The 16,145-nt window shown below is 65.8% G+C and carries 16 protein-coding genes; 13 read left to right on the plus strand and 3 right to left on the minus strand.

The window, feature by feature from the left end; all coding sequences use genetic code 11:
- The first annotated feature begins 16 nt into the window (after positions 1 to 16).
- The 11 genes from HNP55_RS15585 to HNP55_RS15635 all read left to right on the plus strand — a co-directional run bounded on the left by HNP55_RS15585 (position 17) and on the right by HNP55_RS15635 (position 11,782).
- A complete protein-coding gene (locus HNP55_RS15585) occupies positions 17 to 1,288 on the plus strand; it encodes an alpha/beta hydrolase family protein (protein ID WP_184301206.1) in 1,272 nt (423 codons plus the stop codon).
- 8 nt (positions 1,289 to 1,296) lie between these two features.
- A complete protein-coding gene (locus HNP55_RS15590) occupies positions 1,297 to 2,109 on the plus strand; it encodes an enoyl-CoA hydratase/isomerase family protein (RefSeq protein ID WP_184301865.1) in 813 nt (270 codons plus the stop codon).
- A gap of 26 nt (positions 2,110 to 2,135) precedes the next feature.
- Positions 2,136 to 2,786: a DUF4126 domain-containing protein gene (locus tag HNP55_RS15595; RefSeq protein WP_184301209.1), complete on the plus strand. Its 651-nt coding sequence runs from the start codon at positions 2,136 to 2,138 to the stop codon at positions 2,784 to 2,786.
- Positions 2,783 to 4,141, plus strand: a complete 1,359-nt coding sequence (gene bioA, locus HNP55_RS15600) for an adenosylmethionine--8-amino-7-oxononanoate transaminase (RefSeq protein ID WP_184301212.1) — start codon at positions 2,783 to 2,785, stop codon at positions 4,139 to 4,141. The genes HNP55_RS15595 and bioA overlap by 4 nt, the downstream gene beginning before the upstream one ends.
- A complete protein-coding gene (locus tag HNP55_RS15605; protein WP_184301215.1) occupies positions 4,131 to 5,360 on the plus strand; it encodes an 8-amino-7-oxononanoate synthase in 1,230 nt (409 codons plus the stop codon). Before bioA ends, HNP55_RS15605 begins: the two co-directional genes overlap by 11 nt.
- Before the next feature lie 163 nt (positions 5,361 to 5,523).
- A complete protein-coding gene (gene bioD, locus HNP55_RS15610) occupies positions 5,524 to 6,219 on the plus strand; it encodes a dethiobiotin synthase (RefSeq protein WP_184301218.1) in 696 nt (231 codons plus the stop codon).
- Positions 6,216 to 7,316 carry a biotin synthase BioB gene (gene bioB / locus HNP55_RS15615; RefSeq protein WP_184301259.1) on the plus strand — a complete coding sequence of 367 codons (1,101 nt, stop codon included), beginning with the start codon at positions 6,216 to 6,218 and terminating at the stop codon, positions 7,314 to 7,316. The genes bioD and bioB overlap by 4 nt, the downstream gene beginning before the upstream one ends.
- A 17-nt stretch (positions 7,317 to 7,333) precedes the next feature.
- On the plus strand, positions 7,334 to 7,777 hold the full coding sequence (locus HNP55_RS15620) for a GNAT family N-acetyltransferase (RefSeq protein WP_184301263.1): 444 nt from the start codon (positions 7,334 to 7,336) through the stop codon (positions 7,775 to 7,777).
- A gap of 51 nt (positions 7,778 to 7,828) precedes the next feature.
- Positions 7,829 to 8,125 (plus strand): YciI family protein, encoded by a 297-nt coding sequence (locus HNP55_RS15625; protein WP_184301266.1) that lies wholly within the window; start codon positions 7,829 to 7,831, stop codon positions 8,123 to 8,125.
- A gap of 736 nt (positions 8,126 to 8,861) precedes the next feature.
- A complete protein-coding gene (locus tag HNP55_RS15630; RefSeq protein ID WP_184301269.1) occupies positions 8,862 to 10,871 on the plus strand; it encodes an acetyl/propionyl/methylcrotonyl-CoA carboxylase subunit alpha in 2,010 nt (669 codons plus the stop codon).
- Positions 10,872 to 10,873: 2 nt separating this feature from the next.
- Complete coding sequence (locus HNP55_RS15635) at positions 10,874 to 11,782, plus strand: hydroxymethylglutaryl-CoA lyase (RefSeq protein ID WP_184301270.1); 909 nt, start codon at positions 10,874 to 10,876, stop codon at positions 11,780 to 11,782.
- Here the strand turns inward: HNP55_RS15635 and HNP55_RS15640 are convergent.
- Complete coding sequence (locus HNP55_RS15640; RefSeq protein WP_184301272.1) at positions 11,779 to 12,249, minus strand: hypothetical protein; 471 nt, start codon at positions 12,247 to 12,249, stop codon at positions 11,779 to 11,781. The genes HNP55_RS15635 and HNP55_RS15640 overlap by 4 nt on opposite strands.
- Positions 12,250 to 12,461: 212 nt before the next feature.
- The gene (locus HNP55_RS15645) at positions 12,462 to 13,178 is read right to left on the minus strand and encodes a VC0807 family protein (RefSeq protein WP_184301274.1); all 717 of its coding nucleotides are present in this window, start codon (positions 13,176 to 13,178) and stop codon (positions 12,462 to 12,464) included.
- Between the two features lie 171 nt (positions 13,179 to 13,349).
- Here HNP55_RS15645 and HNP55_RS15650 point away from each other — a divergent pair, with 171 nt between their 5' ends.
- Together HNP55_RS15650 and HNP55_RS15655 are read left to right on the plus strand one after the other, a co-directional pair.
- On the plus strand, positions 13,350 to 13,835 hold the full coding sequence (locus HNP55_RS15650) for a GreA/GreB family elongation factor (RefSeq protein ID WP_184301276.1): 486 nt from the start codon (positions 13,350 to 13,352) through the stop codon (positions 13,833 to 13,835).
- Between the two features lie 257 nt (positions 13,836 to 14,092).
- Positions 14,093 to 15,460 (plus strand): HipA domain-containing protein, encoded by a 1,368-nt coding sequence (locus HNP55_RS15655; protein WP_184301278.1) that lies wholly within the window; start codon positions 14,093 to 14,095, stop codon positions 15,458 to 15,460.
- A 219-nt stretch (positions 15,461 to 15,679) separates the two neighbouring features.
- Here the strand turns inward: HNP55_RS15655 and HNP55_RS15660 are convergent, their stop codons facing one another.
- On the minus strand, positions 15,680 to 16,138 hold the full coding sequence (locus tag HNP55_RS15660) for a VOC family protein (protein ID WP_221439626.1): 459 nt from the start codon (positions 16,136 to 16,138) through the stop codon (positions 15,680 to 15,682).
- Positions 16,139 to 16,145 lie beyond the last annotated feature (7 nt).

Raw genomic sequence — 16,145 nt, forward strand, 5'->3', positions numbered from 1 at the left:
AGCGGTCTTGTCACGCATGCAGTACTTGCTTTTGAGCTGGAAGAAAGTCGCCGGATCGCGAGCTCTTGTCAGCATCGGCCTAACCCTGGCCGCGAGCGGCTTGCTGGCCCAGACCGCGACCTTGCAAAAAGACGTGAATGAAGAAGTCATCCAGGTGCCGGCCAGCGTCAAGGACGCGTTCGGACGCGAAATCAGCGGCGACTTGACGGTCACCGTGTTCCACCCCGAGGGCCCCGGCCCGCACCCGCTGGCCATCATCAGCCATGGCCGCAGCAGCGATGCCCGCAAGCAGTACGGGCGCCAGCGCTATGAATCGGCCGCGCGCTTCTTGCTGCGCAAGGGCTTTGTGGTGGCCGTGCCCCTGCGCCTGGGCTATGGCGAGACGGCGGCCCTGGGCGACCCGGAGGACAGCGTCTCCTGCGCTGCGCCACGCTACGGCGCCGCCGCGGCCGCCGCGGCCCAGCAAATCCTGCGGGTGGCCCAGTATCTGGCGGCCGAGCACTCGGTGGACCCGACCCGGCTTTTGTTGATGGGCCAGTCGGTGGGCGGCTTTGCCACCATCGCGGCGGCGGCCCTGCGGCCGCCCGGCCTGGTGGCCGCCGTCAACTTCGCCGGTGGCCATGGCGGCAGCCCCACGGCGCACCGGGGCGAGCCCTGCCAGGTCAGCTTGCTGACCAAGTTCTATGCCCGCCTGGGCGAGATGAATGCCAGAAGGCCGGCAGGCGCTGCATCGGCCGGTGCAGCTGCGGGCCAGGAGTTCGATTCCGCCTTGATCAGCGGCCTCAACCCCCAGGGGCCGACGCCCACCTTGTGGGTCTATACCGAGAACGACCAGTACTTCGCGCCGCACTACTCGCGCGCCTGGGCCGAGGCCTATGCCGCCAGCGGCGGCCAGGTGGACTATCGCCTGCTGCCCGCGATTGGCGACGATGGCCACCGCCTCTTCATCGCCGGCAACGAGGTCTGGCAGCCGCTGGTGGATGAGTTCCTGATCAAGCAAGGCTTCAGCCAGCCCGGCGCGCTCAAGCCTCCGGCAGCCAGTGGTTTTGCCGCCCTGCGGGATGAGGATGCGCTGCCCGCCAAATCGCCCGCCCTGATCGAGGGTTACCGCAAATTCCTGCAGTCCAAGCCGCCGCGCGCCTTTGTGCTCAATGACCAAGGGCAGTGGGGCTATTCCTCGGGCGACGACTACCTCTCGCGGGCGCTCAGCAACTGCCAGCGCCGCAGCGGTGAGCCCTGTTTTTTTTACGCCGTCAATGACGACGTGGTCTGGAAAGCCAAGCAATGACAAGCATGATGCCTAGCGCAGAGGCGTCCTTCGAGACGATCGCACTCACCACCCTGGCCGGTGTGGCCCGCGTCACCCTCCGGCGGCCCGAGGTCCGCAATGCCTTCAACGAGGCGGTGATCGCCGAGCTGACGGCCGCCTTCGCCCGGCTCGGCGCCGACCCCGAGGTGCGCGTCATCGTGCTGGCGGCCGAGGGCAAGGCTTTTTGTGCCGGGGCCGACCTGAACTGGATGAAGGCCATGGCCGGCTATAGCTGGGCCGAAAACAAGCTTGACGCCGAGCGCCTGGCCCAGATGCTGTGGACGATTTACAGCTGCCCCCAGCCGGTGATCGCCCGCGTGCAGGGCGATGCCTACGCCGGTGGCGTGGGGCTGCTCGCGGTGTGCGACATCGTGGTGGCGGTGGAGACGGCGGGCTTCTGCCTGTCCGAAGCCAAGCTGGGCCTCTTGCCCGCCACCATCGCGCCCTACGTCGTGCGTGCCCTGGGCGAGCAGGCCTCGCGCCGCTACTTCCTCACGGCCGAGCGTTTCAGCGCGCAAGAGGCCTATCGCCTGGGCCTGGTCCATGAGCTGGCCGATGCCGAGGCCCTCGATGCGAAAATAGCCGCCCTGGCCGGCGCCATCAGCGCCAACGGCCCGGCCGCCGTGCGGGCCTGCAAGCGGCTGGTGCAGGACGTGGCTCACCAAGCCATCACAGCCGAATTGCGCGATGACACGGCCCGCCGCATCGCCGACATCCGGGCCAGCTCCGAAGGGCGCGAAGGCGTGCAGAGCTTTCTGGGCAAGCGCGCGCCGAACTGGTTGATGCCCACTAACGACTGAATCCGACGAGCCCCAGCGCTCACACCATGAACCTGCCATCCCTGCCCTTTGACCTGCCGCACGCCTGGTCCAGCCTGACATCCGCTCAGCTGCTGGCCTTGGCCGCGGCCGTGGGCTGGGCCAGCGGGCTGCGTCTGTATCTGGTGGTGTTCCTGCTGGGCTTCAGCGGTTTCATGGGCTGGCTGCCGCTGCCGCCGGGCTTGCAAGTGCTGGCCTCGCCCTGGGTGATGGGGGCCGCGGGCCTGATGCTCTTCATCGAGTTTTTTGCCGACAAGATCCCGGGCCTGGACTCGCTCTGGGACGCCGTCCACACCTTCATCCGCATCCCTGCCGGCGCGGCCCTGGCCGCCGGCATGCTGGGCACCGACTCGCAGACCTGGGGCCTGATGGCCGCGCTGATGGGCGGCACCCTGGCCGCCACCGCTCATGCGGCCAAGGCCAGCACGCGGGCGGTGGCCAATACCTCGCCCGAGCCTTTTTCCAATATCGCCCTGTCCCTGGGCGGCGACGCCCTGGTGCCCAGCATGCTGTGGCTGGCTTACACCAGCCCGCTGTACTTCTTTGGCGCGCTGGCCGTGCTGCTGCTCGTGATGGGGGTTTTGATCGTCGTGCTGTTCCGTTTTCTATCCGCTGGGTTTCGCCGTTTGACCGGCCGCCGCCTCTCGCCCTCTCCATGAGCCAATCTCCCCATTTTTCACCCGCCGGCGCCGACTGGCAGCAGCGCAGCCTCGCCGCCGTCTGGCACCCCTGCACCCAGATGGCCCGCGCGGCCCAGCTGCCGCCCCTGGCCATCGCGCGCGGCGCCGGCCCCTGGCTGTATGACTACGAGGGCCGGCGCTATTTCGACGCCAACAGCTCCTGGTGGGTCAATCTCTTCGGCCATGCCGATGCCGGCATCAACGCCGCCATCAAGCAGCAGCTCGACACCTTGCCCCATGTGATGCTGGCAGGCTGCACCCATGCGCCCGCCGTGCGCCTGGCCGAGCGTTTGAGCGCGCTGACCGGCGGCGCCCTGGGCCATGTCTTCTACGGCAGCGACGGCGCCAGCGCGGTCGAGATCGCGCTCAAGCAAAGCTTCCACAGCTGGCGCAACCGCGGCCGTTCCGACAAGCGCGAGTTCGTCTGCCTGAAGAATGGCTATCACGGCGAAACCATAGGTGCCCTGGCCGTCACCGACGTCAAGGTCTTCCGCGATGCCTACGACCCGCTGCTGATGCGGGCGCATATCGCTCCGTCTCCCGACGCCCGCCTGGGCAACGAGGCCCAGGCCCTGGCCGCCATGCGTGACTTGTTCGTTCAGCGGCATCAGCAGCTCGCCGCCCTCATCATCGAGCCCCTGGTGCAAGGCGCCGCCGGCATGGTGATGTATGGGCCCGAGTATCTGCGCGGCCTGCGGGCGCTGTGCAGCGAGTTCGAGGTGCATCTGATCGTCGACGAGATCGCCATGGGCTGTGGCCGCACCGGCACCTTCTTTGCATGGGAGCAGGCCCAAGCCCCTTGGCCCGACTTCATCACGCTTTCCAAAGGCATCACCGGCGGGACGTTGCCGCTGTCCCTGGTGCTGACGACCGAGGCCGTCTACCAGGCCTTCTGGAGCGAGGATGTGGCGCGCGGTTTTCTGCACTCGCATTCCTACACCGGCAATGCCCTGGCTTGCGCGGCGGCCAATGCGGTGCTGGACCGTTTCGAGGCCGGCCAGCTGCAGGCGATTGCCGCGCAGGCCGAGCTGCTGCGTGCCGCTTTTGCGCCGCTGGCGGCGCACGCCCGGGTCAGGCATCTGCGCCAGCAAGGCATGGTGCTGGCCTTTGATGTGCAGGACGGCGGCCTCCGCTTCGCCGAGCGCTTCCATCTCACCGCCCGCACTCACGAGCTGCTGATTCGCCCCATCGGCAACACCGTCTACCTGATGCCGCCCTATGTGATCGACGCCGAGGCGGCAGCCTTCCTGGCGCGTGCCGTCACATTGACCCTGGACGAAGTCCTGTCCCAATCCATAGCGTCCGATTGCCCGGACCAGCCCCATGTTGCTTGAACACCTGAGCGCCAAGCTGCGCACCATCGAGGCCCAGAGCCTCACCCGTTTTCTGCGCCAGGCCGAGAGCGTCACCGCCCCGCGCCAGCAGGTGCGCGCTAACGACGGCCGCACGCGCGAGCTGCTGATGTTCTGCTCCAACGACTATCTGGGTCTGGCCGCCGAGCCGCAGATCCACGCCGCGCTGATCGAAGGCGTCAGGCTGTACGGCGGCGGCTCCGGCGCCTCGCCCCTGGTCAGCGGCCACAGCCGCGCCCACGAGCAGGTGGCCGAGACCCTGGCCACCATGCTCTCGCCCCACATCCCCCAGGCCCGCGCCCTGGGCTTTTGCACCGGATACATGGCCAATCTGGCCGTGGTGACGGCGCTGGGCGAGGAGGGCGCGGAGATTTTTTCCGAGTCCTGGAACCATGCCTCGCTGATCGACGGCACCCGTCTGGCACGCGCCGAGGTCAAACGTTACGGCCATGCCGATGTTGCCGGCTTGCGCGAGCTGCTGGCCGCCAGCCGAGCCAAGATCAAGCTCATCGTCACTGACGCTGTCTTCAGCATGGACGGCGATCTGGCGCCCCTGCCCGAGCTGCTGGCCCTGGCCGAGGAATTCGACGCCTGGCTGATCGTGGACGACGCCCATGGCTTCGGCGTGCTGGGCGAGCAGGGCCGCGGCTCGCTGGAGCATTTCAATCTGCGTAGCGAGCGCCTGATCCTGGTCGGCACCCTGGGCAAGGCCGCGGGCCTGGCCGGCGCCTTTGTGCTGGCCCATGCCACCATCACCGAATACCTCTTGCAGGCGGCGCGCAACTACATCTTCTCCACCGCCTCGCCGCCGGCCGTGGAGCATGCGCTGCTGACCAGCTTCGCCCTGATCAGCGGCGAGCTGGGGCAATCAAGACGCGCCCGGCTGCGCCTGCTGCAAGCGCGCTTGCGTCAAGGCATTGAGGCGCTGCTGCAGCGCCACCCGGCCCTGGGCTGGCGCCTGAGCCCCTCGGATAGCCCCGTCCAGCCCCTGATCATCGGCGGCAATGCCGAGGTCATGGCCCTGGCCGCGCGCCTGGAGGCCGGCGGCATCCGCGTGCCCGGCATACGCCCGCCCACCGTGCCCAAGGGCGAGGCACGCCTGCGCATCACCCTGTGCGCCACGCATACCGAGGCCGATGTGGATGAGCTGGTCGCTGCCCTGGCCGCTGCCGCGCGCGACATGGACAAGGCCGCCGCATGAGCATCCGAAGCCCCTGGCGGCACCCCCCGTTCGCGGAGAAATTTTCAATTCAATTTCAACCACAGAGACACAGAGACACAGAGGTGGATCGGATTTTTGGCTTGCATTGCTATTTCTCTGTGTCTCTGTGTCTCTGTGGTCGTATTTCGGAGTTTTGTTTCTCATGAAGGGCTTGTTCATCACCGGCACCGACACCGAGATCGGCAAGACCTGCATCACCGCTGCCCTGACGCACAAGCTCTCGCAGCAAGGCCTGCTCGTCACCCCCATCAAGCCCCTGGCCGCCGGCCAGGACTTGGTGGAGGGCGTTTGGATCAACGAGGATGTGCAGCAGCTGCACGCCGCGCAGAACATCGGCATGCACCCGGATCAAGTCGGCCCGCTGCAGTTCCGTGCCGCCTGTGCCCCGCATATCGCCGCCGCGCTGGAAGGGCGCTCGATTGAGCGCGCGCCCCTGCTGGCCGCCATCCGCACCAGCGCCGCCCTGGGCGACTTCGCCCTGGTGGAAGGCGTGGGCGGCTTCCGCGTGCCCTTGTGCGCCGGCTTTGATACCGCCGATCTGGCGGCCGAGCTGGCCCTGCCCGTGCTGCTGGTCGTGGGCCTGCGCCTGGGCTGCATCAACCACGCCCTGCTCACGGCCGAGGCCATACGCGCCCGCGGCCTGAGCCTGGCCGGCTGGGTGGCGAACACGATTGACGCCGGCATGCCCCATGTCGCCGACAATCTGGCCGCGCTGGAGGCCGCGCTGGCCGCGCCTTGCTGGGGCCATGTGCCTCGCTTACCTCTCCCCTCAGCGGCGGCCGTGGCCGCCCATCTGACTACACCGTCTTTCTCGCCCGTCCTGGAATCATCGCTATGAGCCACCCTCTGCACAGCCAAACCGCCAATCAAATTCAGTCCTTGACGCCCACGCGCGACGAAGACCGCCGCAACGCCAAGCCCTGGACGGTGAACGAGGTGGCCGCCCTGTACGACCTGCCCTTCAACGACCTGATGTTCAAGGCCCAGAGCGTGCACCGCCAGTACTTCGATGCCAATGCGGTGCAGCTCTCCACCCTGCTGTCCATCAAGACCGGTGGCTGCGAGGAGGACTGCAAGTACTGCCCGCAGTCGGCTCATTTCGACACCGGCCTCAAGGCCGAGAAGCTGATCCCCCTGCAAGAGGTGCTGGAGGCCGCCCGCGCGGCAAAAGACAACGGCGCCACCCGCTTCTGCATGGGCGCGGCCTGGCGCGCGCCCAAGGAGCGCCATCTGGAAGCCATCGGCGAGATGGTCAGAGAGGTCAAGGCCATGGGCCTGGAGACCTGCCTAACGGCCGGCATGCTCGGTGACGGCCAGGCCGAGCAGCTGCGCGAGGCCGGCCTGGATTACTACAACCACAACCTCGACACCTCGCCCGAGTTCTACGGCCAGATCATCACCACCCGCACCTACCAGGACCGGCTGGACACCCTGGACCGTGTGCGCAATGTGGGCCTCAAGGTCTGCTCCGGCGGCATCGTGGGCATGGGCGAGACCCGCCGCCAGCGCGCCGGCCTGATCGTGCAACTGGCCAATCTGAACCCTTACCCCGAGTCGGTGCCCATCAACAATCTGGTGCAGGTCGAAGGCACGCCCTTGAGCGGCACCGAGGCCCTGGACCCCTTCGAGTTCATCCGTTCCATCGCCGTGGCCCGCATCACCATGCCGCGCGCCATGGTGCGCCTGTCGGCCGGCCGTGAAGAGATGCCCGAGAGCATGCAAGCCCTGTGTTTCCTGGCCGGTGCCAACTCCATGTTCTACGGCGACAAGCTGCTGACCACCAGCAACCCGCAGGCCGAGAAGGACCGTGCCTTGCTCAAACGCCTGGGCATGCACTGCGCGACCGAGGCCGATCTGGCCGCCGAGGGCAAGATCGATTTGTGCCGCAACAAGGTGGACTCTGCCGAGCAGGGCCAAGCCTGCGCCTCGCACTGATGGCCGCCGCGCCCGGGATGAAAACCCGCCTCGCCACGCTCGCCGATCTGGACGCCCTGGCGCCCTTGTTCGACGCCTATCGCCAGTTCTACGAGCAGGCGCCGGATCTGGACTCGGCGCGCGAGTTTCTGCGTGCCCGCATGGCCGCGGCCGAGTCGGGGCTGATCGTGCTGGAGGCTGGGAATGAGCTGCTGGGTTTCTGTCAGCTCTATCCCAGCTTCTGCTCGGTGCTGGCCCGGCCCATCTTCGTGCTCTACGACCTCTTCGTGAGCCCTTCCGCGCGGCGCGGTGGTGGGGCCAGCGCCTTGCTGCAAGCCGCCGTAGACCTGGCGCGGCAGCGCGGCAAGGCTCGCATGGATCTGACGACGGCCCGCACCAATCACCAGGCGCAGGCGCTGTATGAGCGCATGGGCTGGCGCTTGGATGAGGTGTTTTTGGCTTATCAGCGGGAACTGAGCTAAAGCGGGGCTAGACCCGCCAACCCAAGCCTCGCGCATCCATCGAATCCAACCATGCTCTTCATCGTGCACTTCGTCGACCACCCTCAGCGGCAGGCGCTTCGCCAGTTGCAGATGGCGGCGCATTTACTCTGGTTGAACGAACATCAAGAGACTGTTCTGCAGGCTGGCTCATTGCGTGAGCGAGTGGATGAGCCGGCAAAGGGCGGCCTTTGGATTGTTGATGCCGCCGACAAAGAAACGGTGCTAAGCCTGCTCAAGACGGACCCGTTTTGGATTCATGGGTTGCGGGCGTCGGTAGAGGTTTTGCATTGGTCCAAGGCGTTTGAGGATCGAAAGGTCTTGATATGAGTTTTGACCCTGTTTGTGTCAGTTGTTTTGGTGGCAAGGCCCAGCCGGGTGTTCGGCCCGGCGGCCGACCTACTTTCTTTGCTTCGCCAAAGAAAGTAGGCAAAGAAAGGCGACCCGAATGCCTGGCCCCTGCGGGGTCCGCTGCGGTGCTCGAATTCGCCGGCCCGCGCCGAACTCACTGCGCTACGCTCCGTTCAGACATGCGGCGCGAGCTAGAAGTTGAGGGCGCTGCGCGCCGCCCGTCGAATTCTGTGCTCCTCGCCCAGGCAACACGGGGAATGCGAACCCCACTCGGCTCGCTGCGCGTCGCCTCGATGACGCGGCAGCTAACGCTGCATGCTCCTGGCGCATGCAGCCCTTCAAGCCGATGCGTAGCGAGGCGTGTCGGTATTCAAATCCCGTTGAGACTGGGTGAGGAGCGGAAGCTTCGCTGGGCGTCGCGAAGCGACCTCAAGGACTGGCTTCGCGCCCCTTGTCTGAACGGAGCGTAGCGCAGTGAGTTGGGCGCGGCCCAGTGAAGCTGAGCACCGCAACGAACCCCGAAGGGGCCAGGCGTCGGGTCGCCTTCTTTTGCTTACTTTTCTTGGCGAAGCAAGAAAAGTGAGTCGCCCGCCGGGGCGAACTCCCGGCATGGGCCTTGGCAACACCGCATCCAGGTGCGAAGCCCAGGCGGAACTGGTTGATTGAATGCATGTCAGTCTGGGATGAATTCCAGGCCCTGAAGGAGACAAACAAAATGTTCAAAAAAATTCTGATTGCGAATCGCGGCGAAATCGCCTGCCGCGTCGCCGCCACCGCCCACCGCATGGGTGTCAAGACCGTGGCCGTCTACTCCGAGGCGGATGCAAAAGCCAAGCATGTGCAAGCCTGCGACGAGGCCGTCCTGATCGGCGGCGCCGCGCCCAAGGACTCCTATCTGCAGTGGCAGCGCATCATCGATGCCGCCAAGGCCACCGGCGCCCAGGCCGTGCATCCGGGCTATGGCTTCTTGAGCGAGAACGAGGACTTTGCCAATGCCTGCGCGACGAACGGCCTGGTCTTCATCGGCCCGCCGGCCGCGGCCATTCTGGCCATGGGCCTGAAGGCCGAGTCCAAGCGCCTGATGGAAAAAGCCGGCGTGCCCCTGGTGCCCGGCTACCACGGCGCCGATCAGGATGCCACCCTGCTCAAGCGCGAGGCGGAGCGCATCGGCTTCCCGGTGCTGATCAAGGCGAGTGCGGGCGGCGGCGGCAAGGGCATGCGAGCGGTGTTCGCGGCCGAGGAATTCGACGCCGCCCTGGCTTCCTGCAAGCGCGAGGCCATCAATAGCTTTGGCGACGATGCGGTGCTGATCGAGCGTTATGTGCAGCGCCCCCGTCATGTGGAGATCCAGGTCTTTGGCGACAACTTCGGCGACTGCGTCTACCTCTTCGAGCGCGACTGCTCGGTGCAGCGCCGCCACCAGAAGGTGCTGGAAGAAGCGCCCGCCCCCGGCATGAGCGAGGCTCGCCGCCAGGCCATGGGCGAGGCGGCGGTGGCCGCGGCCAAGGCCGTGGGCTATAGCGGCGCGGGCACGGTGGAATTCATCTGCGAGCACGACTTTGTTGAGTCTGGCCGCTTCTACTTCATGGAGATGAACACCCGCTTGCAGGTCGAGCATCCGGTGACGGAAGCCATCACCGGCCAGGACCTGGTGGAGTGGCAGTTGCGCGTGGCCGCCGGTGAGCCCTTGCCGCTCAAGCAGGGCGAGCTGAAGATGCAGGGCCACGCCATCGAGGCCCGCATCTGTGCCGAGAACCCCGAGGCCGGCTTCCTGCCCGCCACCGGCGCCTTGGCGGTGGCGCGCTGGCCCGAGCATGTGAAGTTCGAGCGTGGCCATGTCCGCATTGACGCCGGTGTGGGTGAGGGCGATGAGATCAGCCCCTTCTACGATTCCATGGTGGCCAAGCTCATCGTCTGGGGCGAGGATCGCGCCCAGGCCCTGGCCCGGCTGGACGCGGCCTTGCGCGACACCCATATCGTCGGCCTGCAGACCAATGTGGCCTTTCTGCGCCGCTGTGCCGCCACCGCTTCTTTCTCTCAGGCCGATCTGGACACGGCCTTGATCGAGCGAGAAAAAGAGGCCTTGTTCGGCCAGGCCGGCCTGGCGACGGACATCACGGCCGCCGCCGTCGTCGCCCACAAGCTGGCCCAGGAGGCGCAAGCGCAAGACAGTGACCCCTGGAGCCGCCGCGACGGCTGGCGCCTGTACGGTGCCTCGGTGCGCCGCTTCGATCTGCGCGTCGGCGAGGCCAAGCTGCAGGTCAGCCTGTCTCGTCACCATCAAGGCGGCATGCAACTCGAGGTAGAGGGTCAGGTCTTGCCCTTCGCCGTCAATTCGCGTAGCCTGGAGTCGCATGAGCTGCTCTTGGGTGAAGGTTTGGCCCAGCGCCGCGTGGTGGTCAATAGCTATGCCCAAGGCGAGACGATTGCCGTCTTCGCGCCGCAAGGCTCGGCCCTGGTGACCGAGATCGACCCGATTGCCCATGCGGGTGACGGTGCCGCTGAAACCGGCCGTTTGACGGCGCCCATGCCCGGCAAGCTGGTGTCCTTCCTGGCCCAGGTGGGCGATAAGGTGGCCAAGGGCCAGGCCCTGGCGGTGATGGAGGCGATGAAGATGGAGCACACCATCCTGGCGCCGCGTGACGGTGTCGTCAGCGAGCTGCTGTTCGCCGTCGGCGACCAGATCGGCGACGGCGCCGAGTTGCTGAAACTGCAGGAGGCTTGAACATGACACTCCCTACCCGAGTCAGCCTCGTCGATGTCGGCCCGCGCGACGGCCTGCAGAACGAGAAAGAACCCGTCTCCACGGCGCACAAGGCTCAGCTGGTTGCCATGCTGCAGGCCGCCGGCCTGAAGGAGATCGAGGTCACCAGCTTTGTCTCGCCCAAATGGGTGCCGCAGATGGCGGACAACGTGGCGGTGATGGCCGCCATCGAGCGGCGTGCCGACGTCAGGTACTCGGTGCTGACGCCCAATCTCAAGGGACTGGAGGCGGCGTTGCCCACCCGGCCCGATGAGATCGTCGTCTTCGCCGCTGCGTCCGAGGCCTTCAGCCAGAAGAACATCAATTGCAGCATTGCCGAGAGCATTGAGCGCTTCGCTCCCGTGGTGCAGGCGGCGCATGCGGCCGGCATCAAGGTGCGCGGGGCCCTGTCCTGCGCTCTGGGCTGCCCGTACGAGGGCGAGATCAGCCCCGACAAGGTCGAGCGCGTGGCGGGCCTGATGCGCGCCATCGGCGTCGATCATCTGGGCGTGGCCGACACGATTGGCGTGGGCACGCCGCGCAAGGTGCAGGCTGCGCTGGAGCGTGCCCTCAAGCACTTCCCCCTGCAGGAGCTGAGCGGTCATTTCCACGACACCTACGGCCAGGCCCTGGCGAATATCTACGCCAGCCTGGAGCTGGGCGTTCACACCTTCGACGCCAGCGTGGCCGGCCTGGGCGGCTGCCCCTACGCCAAGGGCGCCACGGGCAATGTGGCGACCGAAGATGTGGTCTTCATGCTGAACGGACTCGGGATTGAGACGGGTGTTGACCTCGACAAGCTGGTCGATGCCGGTGCCTTCATCAGCGGCGTGCTGGGCCGCCCGCCGGTCTCGCGCGTGGCGCGGGCGGTCTTGGCCAAGCGGGTGGGCTAACGCACTAGCCGAACGGCCGCGATGGCCAGCCAGCCCAGGGCGAAGTTGAGCATGACTAACTTCTGGATCAGGGCGGCCGATTGCGCGGCCTGAGTCCATTCAGCCGCGGCCACGCGCCGCTTGAACCTGGCAAAGCCGGCGAAGTAGATGTGGCCGAAGACGGCGAACATTAGCAGGCCGATGCCCAGCATCAGGTTCCAACCCAGCGGCACGCTGCCCGCGCCGGTGGCGGCCTTGACGGCGCGGAAGGCCGTCGTGTACAGATTCATGCCGCTGAAGAACAAGACCAGCACCGAGACCGCTGCGGCGGCGAAGAAGCGCTGCCACACGGCCACCATCAGCCGCGCGCGCGGCTGGCCTTCCAGGGCCAGGGCGGCGGCGGGCCGCAGCGCGAAGAGCATGAAAGTCATGCCACCCAGCCAGACGATGGCGGCGGCCAAGTGCAGCAGTTTGACGAGTTCGTACATGGTGGTCTTTCAATCAGTTGTCCATGGCAATGTGAGTCACCCCCAGCCGATGAAACAAGGGTATTGCGGGCCGAGCGCCGGGCCGCTCCCAAGCCGGTCCGCGCTGGCGATGTGCTTGGCGGTCGATCCGCCAAGCATCGCCGTCCCCCCGGGGGACCGACCAGTCTTGCCCGCGTTCAGCGGGGCAAGACTGGGCGAGGGGTAGTTTCACGTCAGGACTTGCGTAGGCAGTCTTCCAGCGTCAGCCCGGTCAGGCGGCGGATATTGCGGGCCAGGTAGAACAGCACGCCGAGGGTCAGCAGGGTGGAGGGGATGACGATAACGGGCCAGCTGAGCAGATTCATGCGGCCCAGCTCGGCATTGAAGGCCTCGCTGCCGGCCGGGCTCTGCACGATCCAGCGTGCCAGGCCGTAATTCATCAGGCTTGAAAAAGCAAAGCTGCCGGCCAGCATCAGCGTGCCCAGGCGCAGGCTGCGCTCAAAGGCGGCGCTGGCCCCTCGCTCGGCCAGGGCGGCTTCAATACGCGGCACATCCATCAGCTGTGGGCTGAATACCAGCAGATGGACCAGCGGTCGTTTGGTCAAGGCCGAGGCGGCCACCACCAAGCCGATCACGCCCGGCACGGCGGCCTCCTTGACGGCCAGCCACTGCGGGTCCAGGGCCAGCAAGCCGATGCCGCCGGTCAGCAAGGTGCTGAGCACGCCCAGGCCCGCCATCCAGCTGAAGCGGCGCTCGCGCCAGGCGGTGTAAGCGGCCCAGCCCAGGGGCAGGGCCAGGGCCAGCAGCAAGGCGCCCACGGCGCCCAGGCGGGCGGGGCTGCTGAGTTGCATCAAGACCAGGGAGGGCGCCAGCAGCGTCACCATCAGCTCGGTCATGGTATTGGGCTGGCTGGGCGCGGGGCGGGAAGCGTGGGGGTGAGGGACAGACATGCCTGCAATGTAAGGGCTTGCCCACTGCGTTCAAGCCGGCATTCGCCCGCTGGCGTGTGGGCGAAAGGATTGGTGCGAATGCCGGAGTTGGGGGAGGGCTCGGCGAATGCTCTTGGGCCCCCTTGATAATCAAGACCTTTCCCCGCTTGTTCGAGACGCTTGCCTTTCATCATGGATAAATTCTTGCTGCAGCAGCAGGTGCTGGAACGGCTGGCCGTTGACCTGCTGCAAGTCGAACAGGCAGCACGGGCGGCCCATGAAACGGCGACTCACGAAGAAAACATCGCCGAGAACAAGTACGACACCCTGGGTCTCGAAGCCGCCTATCTGGCCAGCGGCCAAGCCCGTCGCGCCGAAGCCATCCGCCAGGTCATGGTCGATTGGCGCCAATTCCGCCCGCGCCCCTACGAGGCCAGCAAAGGGATACAACTCGGCGCCCTGGTCTGCCTGCTTGATGCCGACAACAACAAGCAGCAACAGCTCTTTCTAGGCCCAGCCGGTGGCAGCATGAAGCTGCTCGGCGGCACTCAACCCGTTCAGGTCATCAGCAGCGAGGCGCCCTTGGGCAGGGCCTTGCTGGGTAAGTGCGAGGGCGATGAAGTGGCGATTCAGGTCGCTGCAAACCGGCAGCAGTTTGAGGTGCTGCGGGTTTGTTGAGTTGCGGGTGAGTTCATGCCGAATTGATTTGCAATGAGCCGCCCCAATCCCTTTAGGGACGTGCTGCGCAAGGCCTGGCCAGCGTACGGCGCTTGTCAGTGCTTTCGGCCTCGGGTATATCAACTCACTGCGGGGGGAGGGGGTGTTGACGGCGAGGTTGAGCGGTGCCCACATCTGAATTTCGAGGCGCTCTAAGGATGGCGTTGAAGCATTCATGTTTGCATTCCTATAAAATGCACTGAACTATTCACAAGGGAATGCGGGTGAGCGCCAAAAAGAGTCAATCGAACGTCGAACTGTCTCAGGAGATTGAGCGGCAGCTTCGGTACGGGAGTCGTACTGCTGCGCAACTCATTTCCGCGCTCGGAATCAGTCAATCAACACTCTCTCGAACTATTCATGGGCTATCTCTCACGGTGACGAGCTTTCGTGTGACGGGGGTTCGTACGCCGATGTACGGCCTTCTGCGTCAACTTCCCATGGGCCTGAGTGCGCGCCAGCGAATTTACCGGCATATGCGCAAAGGCAATATTGAGCCGTTTGCCGACGTCGAGTTCCTGGCTGGTGGCGCCACTGTCGAGCGTATCGGCGACGTGACACGCCTCTATGAAGGCTTGCCGCCATACATGCTCTTCGCAGCACCCTCTGGCTTCCTGGGGCGGCAACTGGTACATGAGGTGGCGAGAAATCAGCCGTTCCCGATCAGCCTCAAGGACTGGAACGACGACCACCGGGTTGCATACCTCTTCACGCAGGGCCTGAACCTGCCCGGCAACCTGATCTTCGGTGATGCCCCTCTTGCAAGGGAGCTGGACTTCCGGGCCGTCGATCCAACGTCAGCCGAGGACAAGATCGACTATTACGTCGGCATGGCCACCGCTTTGCGGGGTGCTGCCTATGGTTCCAGTGCAGGCGGCGAGCAGCCAAAGTTCCTCTGGCTGACGGAGGGCATCGGGCATGTCATCGTCAAGTTCGCCAAGGTCGGTAGCCGCATGGCTGAGCTTTTGCCGCTTGAGTACCTGGCCCTGCGGTCTCTGACCGAGGTCGGCGTTCCCGCGAGCAGCACTCAGTTGCTTGCAGGAGGCGACTATGTTTTCCTGGAAGTGCAGCGTTTCGACCGCATCGACTTGAATGGCCGAGTCGGCATGCTTTCAGCCGGCTCCGTCGACGACGAGTTCTTCGGGATGAGGGATACCTGGTCCGAGTTCGCAGCACGCTGCGAGCAAAAGCGCTACCTCACCGCCGAAGATGCGAGGAACATCGATGTCATGGCCGCCTTCAGCGAGCTCATTGGCAACAATGACCGGCACTTCGAGAACATCTCGTTGCTCATCCGCGAGGATGGTGAATACCAAGGCGTCGCGCCGGCCTACGACATCCTCCCGATGCGCTACGCCTCGTTAGGCGGCGGGGTGGACCCGGACCTGACTCCCATCGAGCCGAAGGTCGGCGCCATCGGTGCCCAGCCCGAGGTGTGGGCACGCGCGGCCGCAGCGGCTGAACGGTTCTGGATGGCTGCAATGCAGGAGGATCTGCCGGTCCCTCTGTCGCAGGAGATGCGTCAGCTGGCTCACGAGAATCTGAGGGCCGCCTTGGCGTTTGTGGCGCCACTCCTTCCGCGCTGAAATGGACGGGGCGCTGTCGCCAGTAGCGAACCGCTTGCTTCCCGCCTGTGCCGAAGGGATTGCGCCATGAAACCCAGTCGACACGGTTTCTGGCCGCGCCTTTGGTCATGCTGACCGTCAGCCCTGGAGATGTACTTCGGCTTTTGGCGCAAAGCCACCGAATCATGCCTCCGTATTCAAACTGGCCACTTAGCACCAAAACCAGCTCTCACCCAGCCCTCAAGCCGGATCCCGCACCCTCTGCGTGAACCACCACATATGTCCGTCCGGGTCTTTGGCGCCGTAGCTGCGGTCGGCCCAGTACTCGGGGCCGTAGTCGTGCAGCGTGGGCTCGGCGATGATTTCGGCGCCCGCGGCGCGGGCTTGTTCGCAGTGGGCGTCGACATCGTCAACAAACAGCATCAGGCATTGGCTGTTGGCGCCGCCCAGCTGCAGGGGGCTGCGGCAGGGGATGCCGAACTTGGGCTCGCGGTGGGCGCCGCCTTCGCCCACCATGATCAGCGCCTCGCCGAACATCAGCTGGCTGTGCAGCACATGGCTGCCGTCGGGGCTCATCACCTTCAGGGCGATCTCGAAGCCGAAGGCCTCGACCAACCAGTCAATCGCGGTTTCGGCCTTGTCGTAGAACAGGGTGCTGCTCAGGCGCGGCCAGCCGGCCGGTGGGTTTTTCATCGACATGGTGGGT

The organism is Roseateles oligotrophus (genome assembly GCF_014204525.1).
Lineage (GTDB): Bacteria > Pseudomonadota > Gammaproteobacteria > Burkholderiales > Burkholderiaceae_C > Paucibacter_A > Paucibacter_A oligotrophus_A.

Coding starts and splice junctions, on each gene's coding strand:
- HNP55_RS15585 (WP_184301206.1), top strand. CDS start 17: ATGCAGTACTTGCTTTTGAGCTGGAAGAAAGTCGCCGGATCGCGAGCT.
- HNP55_RS15590 (WP_184301865.1), top strand. CDS start 1,297: ATGCCTAGCGCAGAGGCGTCCTTCGAGACGATCGCACTCACCACCCTG.
- HNP55_RS15595 (WP_184301209.1), top strand. CDS start 2,136: ATGAACCTGCCATCCCTGCCCTTTGACCTGCCGCACGCCTGGTCCAGC.
- bioA (WP_184301212.1), top strand. CDS start 2,783: ATGAGCCAATCTCCCCATTTTTCACCCGCCGGCGCCGACTGGCAGCAG.
- HNP55_RS15605 (WP_184301215.1), top strand. CDS start 4,131: ATGTTGCTTGAACACCTGAGCGCCAAGCTGCGCACCATCGAGGCCCAG.
- bioD (WP_184301218.1), top strand. CDS start 5,524: ATGAAGGGCTTGTTCATCACCGGCACCGACACCGAGATCGGCAAGACC.
- bioB (WP_184301259.1), top strand. CDS start 6,216: ATGAGCCACCCTCTGCACAGCCAAACCGCCAATCAAATTCAGTCCTTG.
- HNP55_RS15620 (WP_184301263.1), top strand. CDS start 7,334: ATGAAAACCCGCCTCGCCACGCTCGCCGATCTGGACGCCCTGGCGCCC.
- HNP55_RS15625 (WP_184301266.1), top strand. CDS start 7,829: ATGCTCTTCATCGTGCACTTCGTCGACCACCCTCAGCGGCAGGCGCTT.
- HNP55_RS15630 (WP_184301269.1), top strand. CDS start 8,862: ATGTTCAAAAAAATTCTGATTGCGAATCGCGGCGAAATCGCCTGCCGC.
- HNP55_RS15635 (WP_184301270.1), top strand. CDS start 10,874: ATGACACTCCCTACCCGAGTCAGCCTCGTCGATGTCGGCCCGCGCGAC.
- HNP55_RS15640 (WP_184301272.1), bottom strand. CDS start 12,249: ATGTACGAACTCGTCAAACTGCTGCACTTGGCCGCCGCCATCGTCTGG.
- HNP55_RS15645 (WP_184301274.1), bottom strand. CDS start 13,178: ATGTCTGTCCCTCACCCCCACGCTTCCCGCCCCGCGCCCAGCCAGCCC.
- HNP55_RS15650 (WP_184301276.1), top strand. CDS start 13,350: ATGGATAAATTCTTGCTGCAGCAGCAGGTGCTGGAACGGCTGGCCGTT.
- HNP55_RS15655 (WP_184301278.1), top strand. CDS start 14,093: ATGCGGGTGAGCGCCAAAAAGAGTCAATCGAACGTCGAACTGTCTCAG.
- HNP55_RS15660 (WP_221439626.1), bottom strand. CDS start 16,138: ATGTCGATGAAAAACCCACCGGCCGGCTGGCCGCGCCTGAGCAGCACC.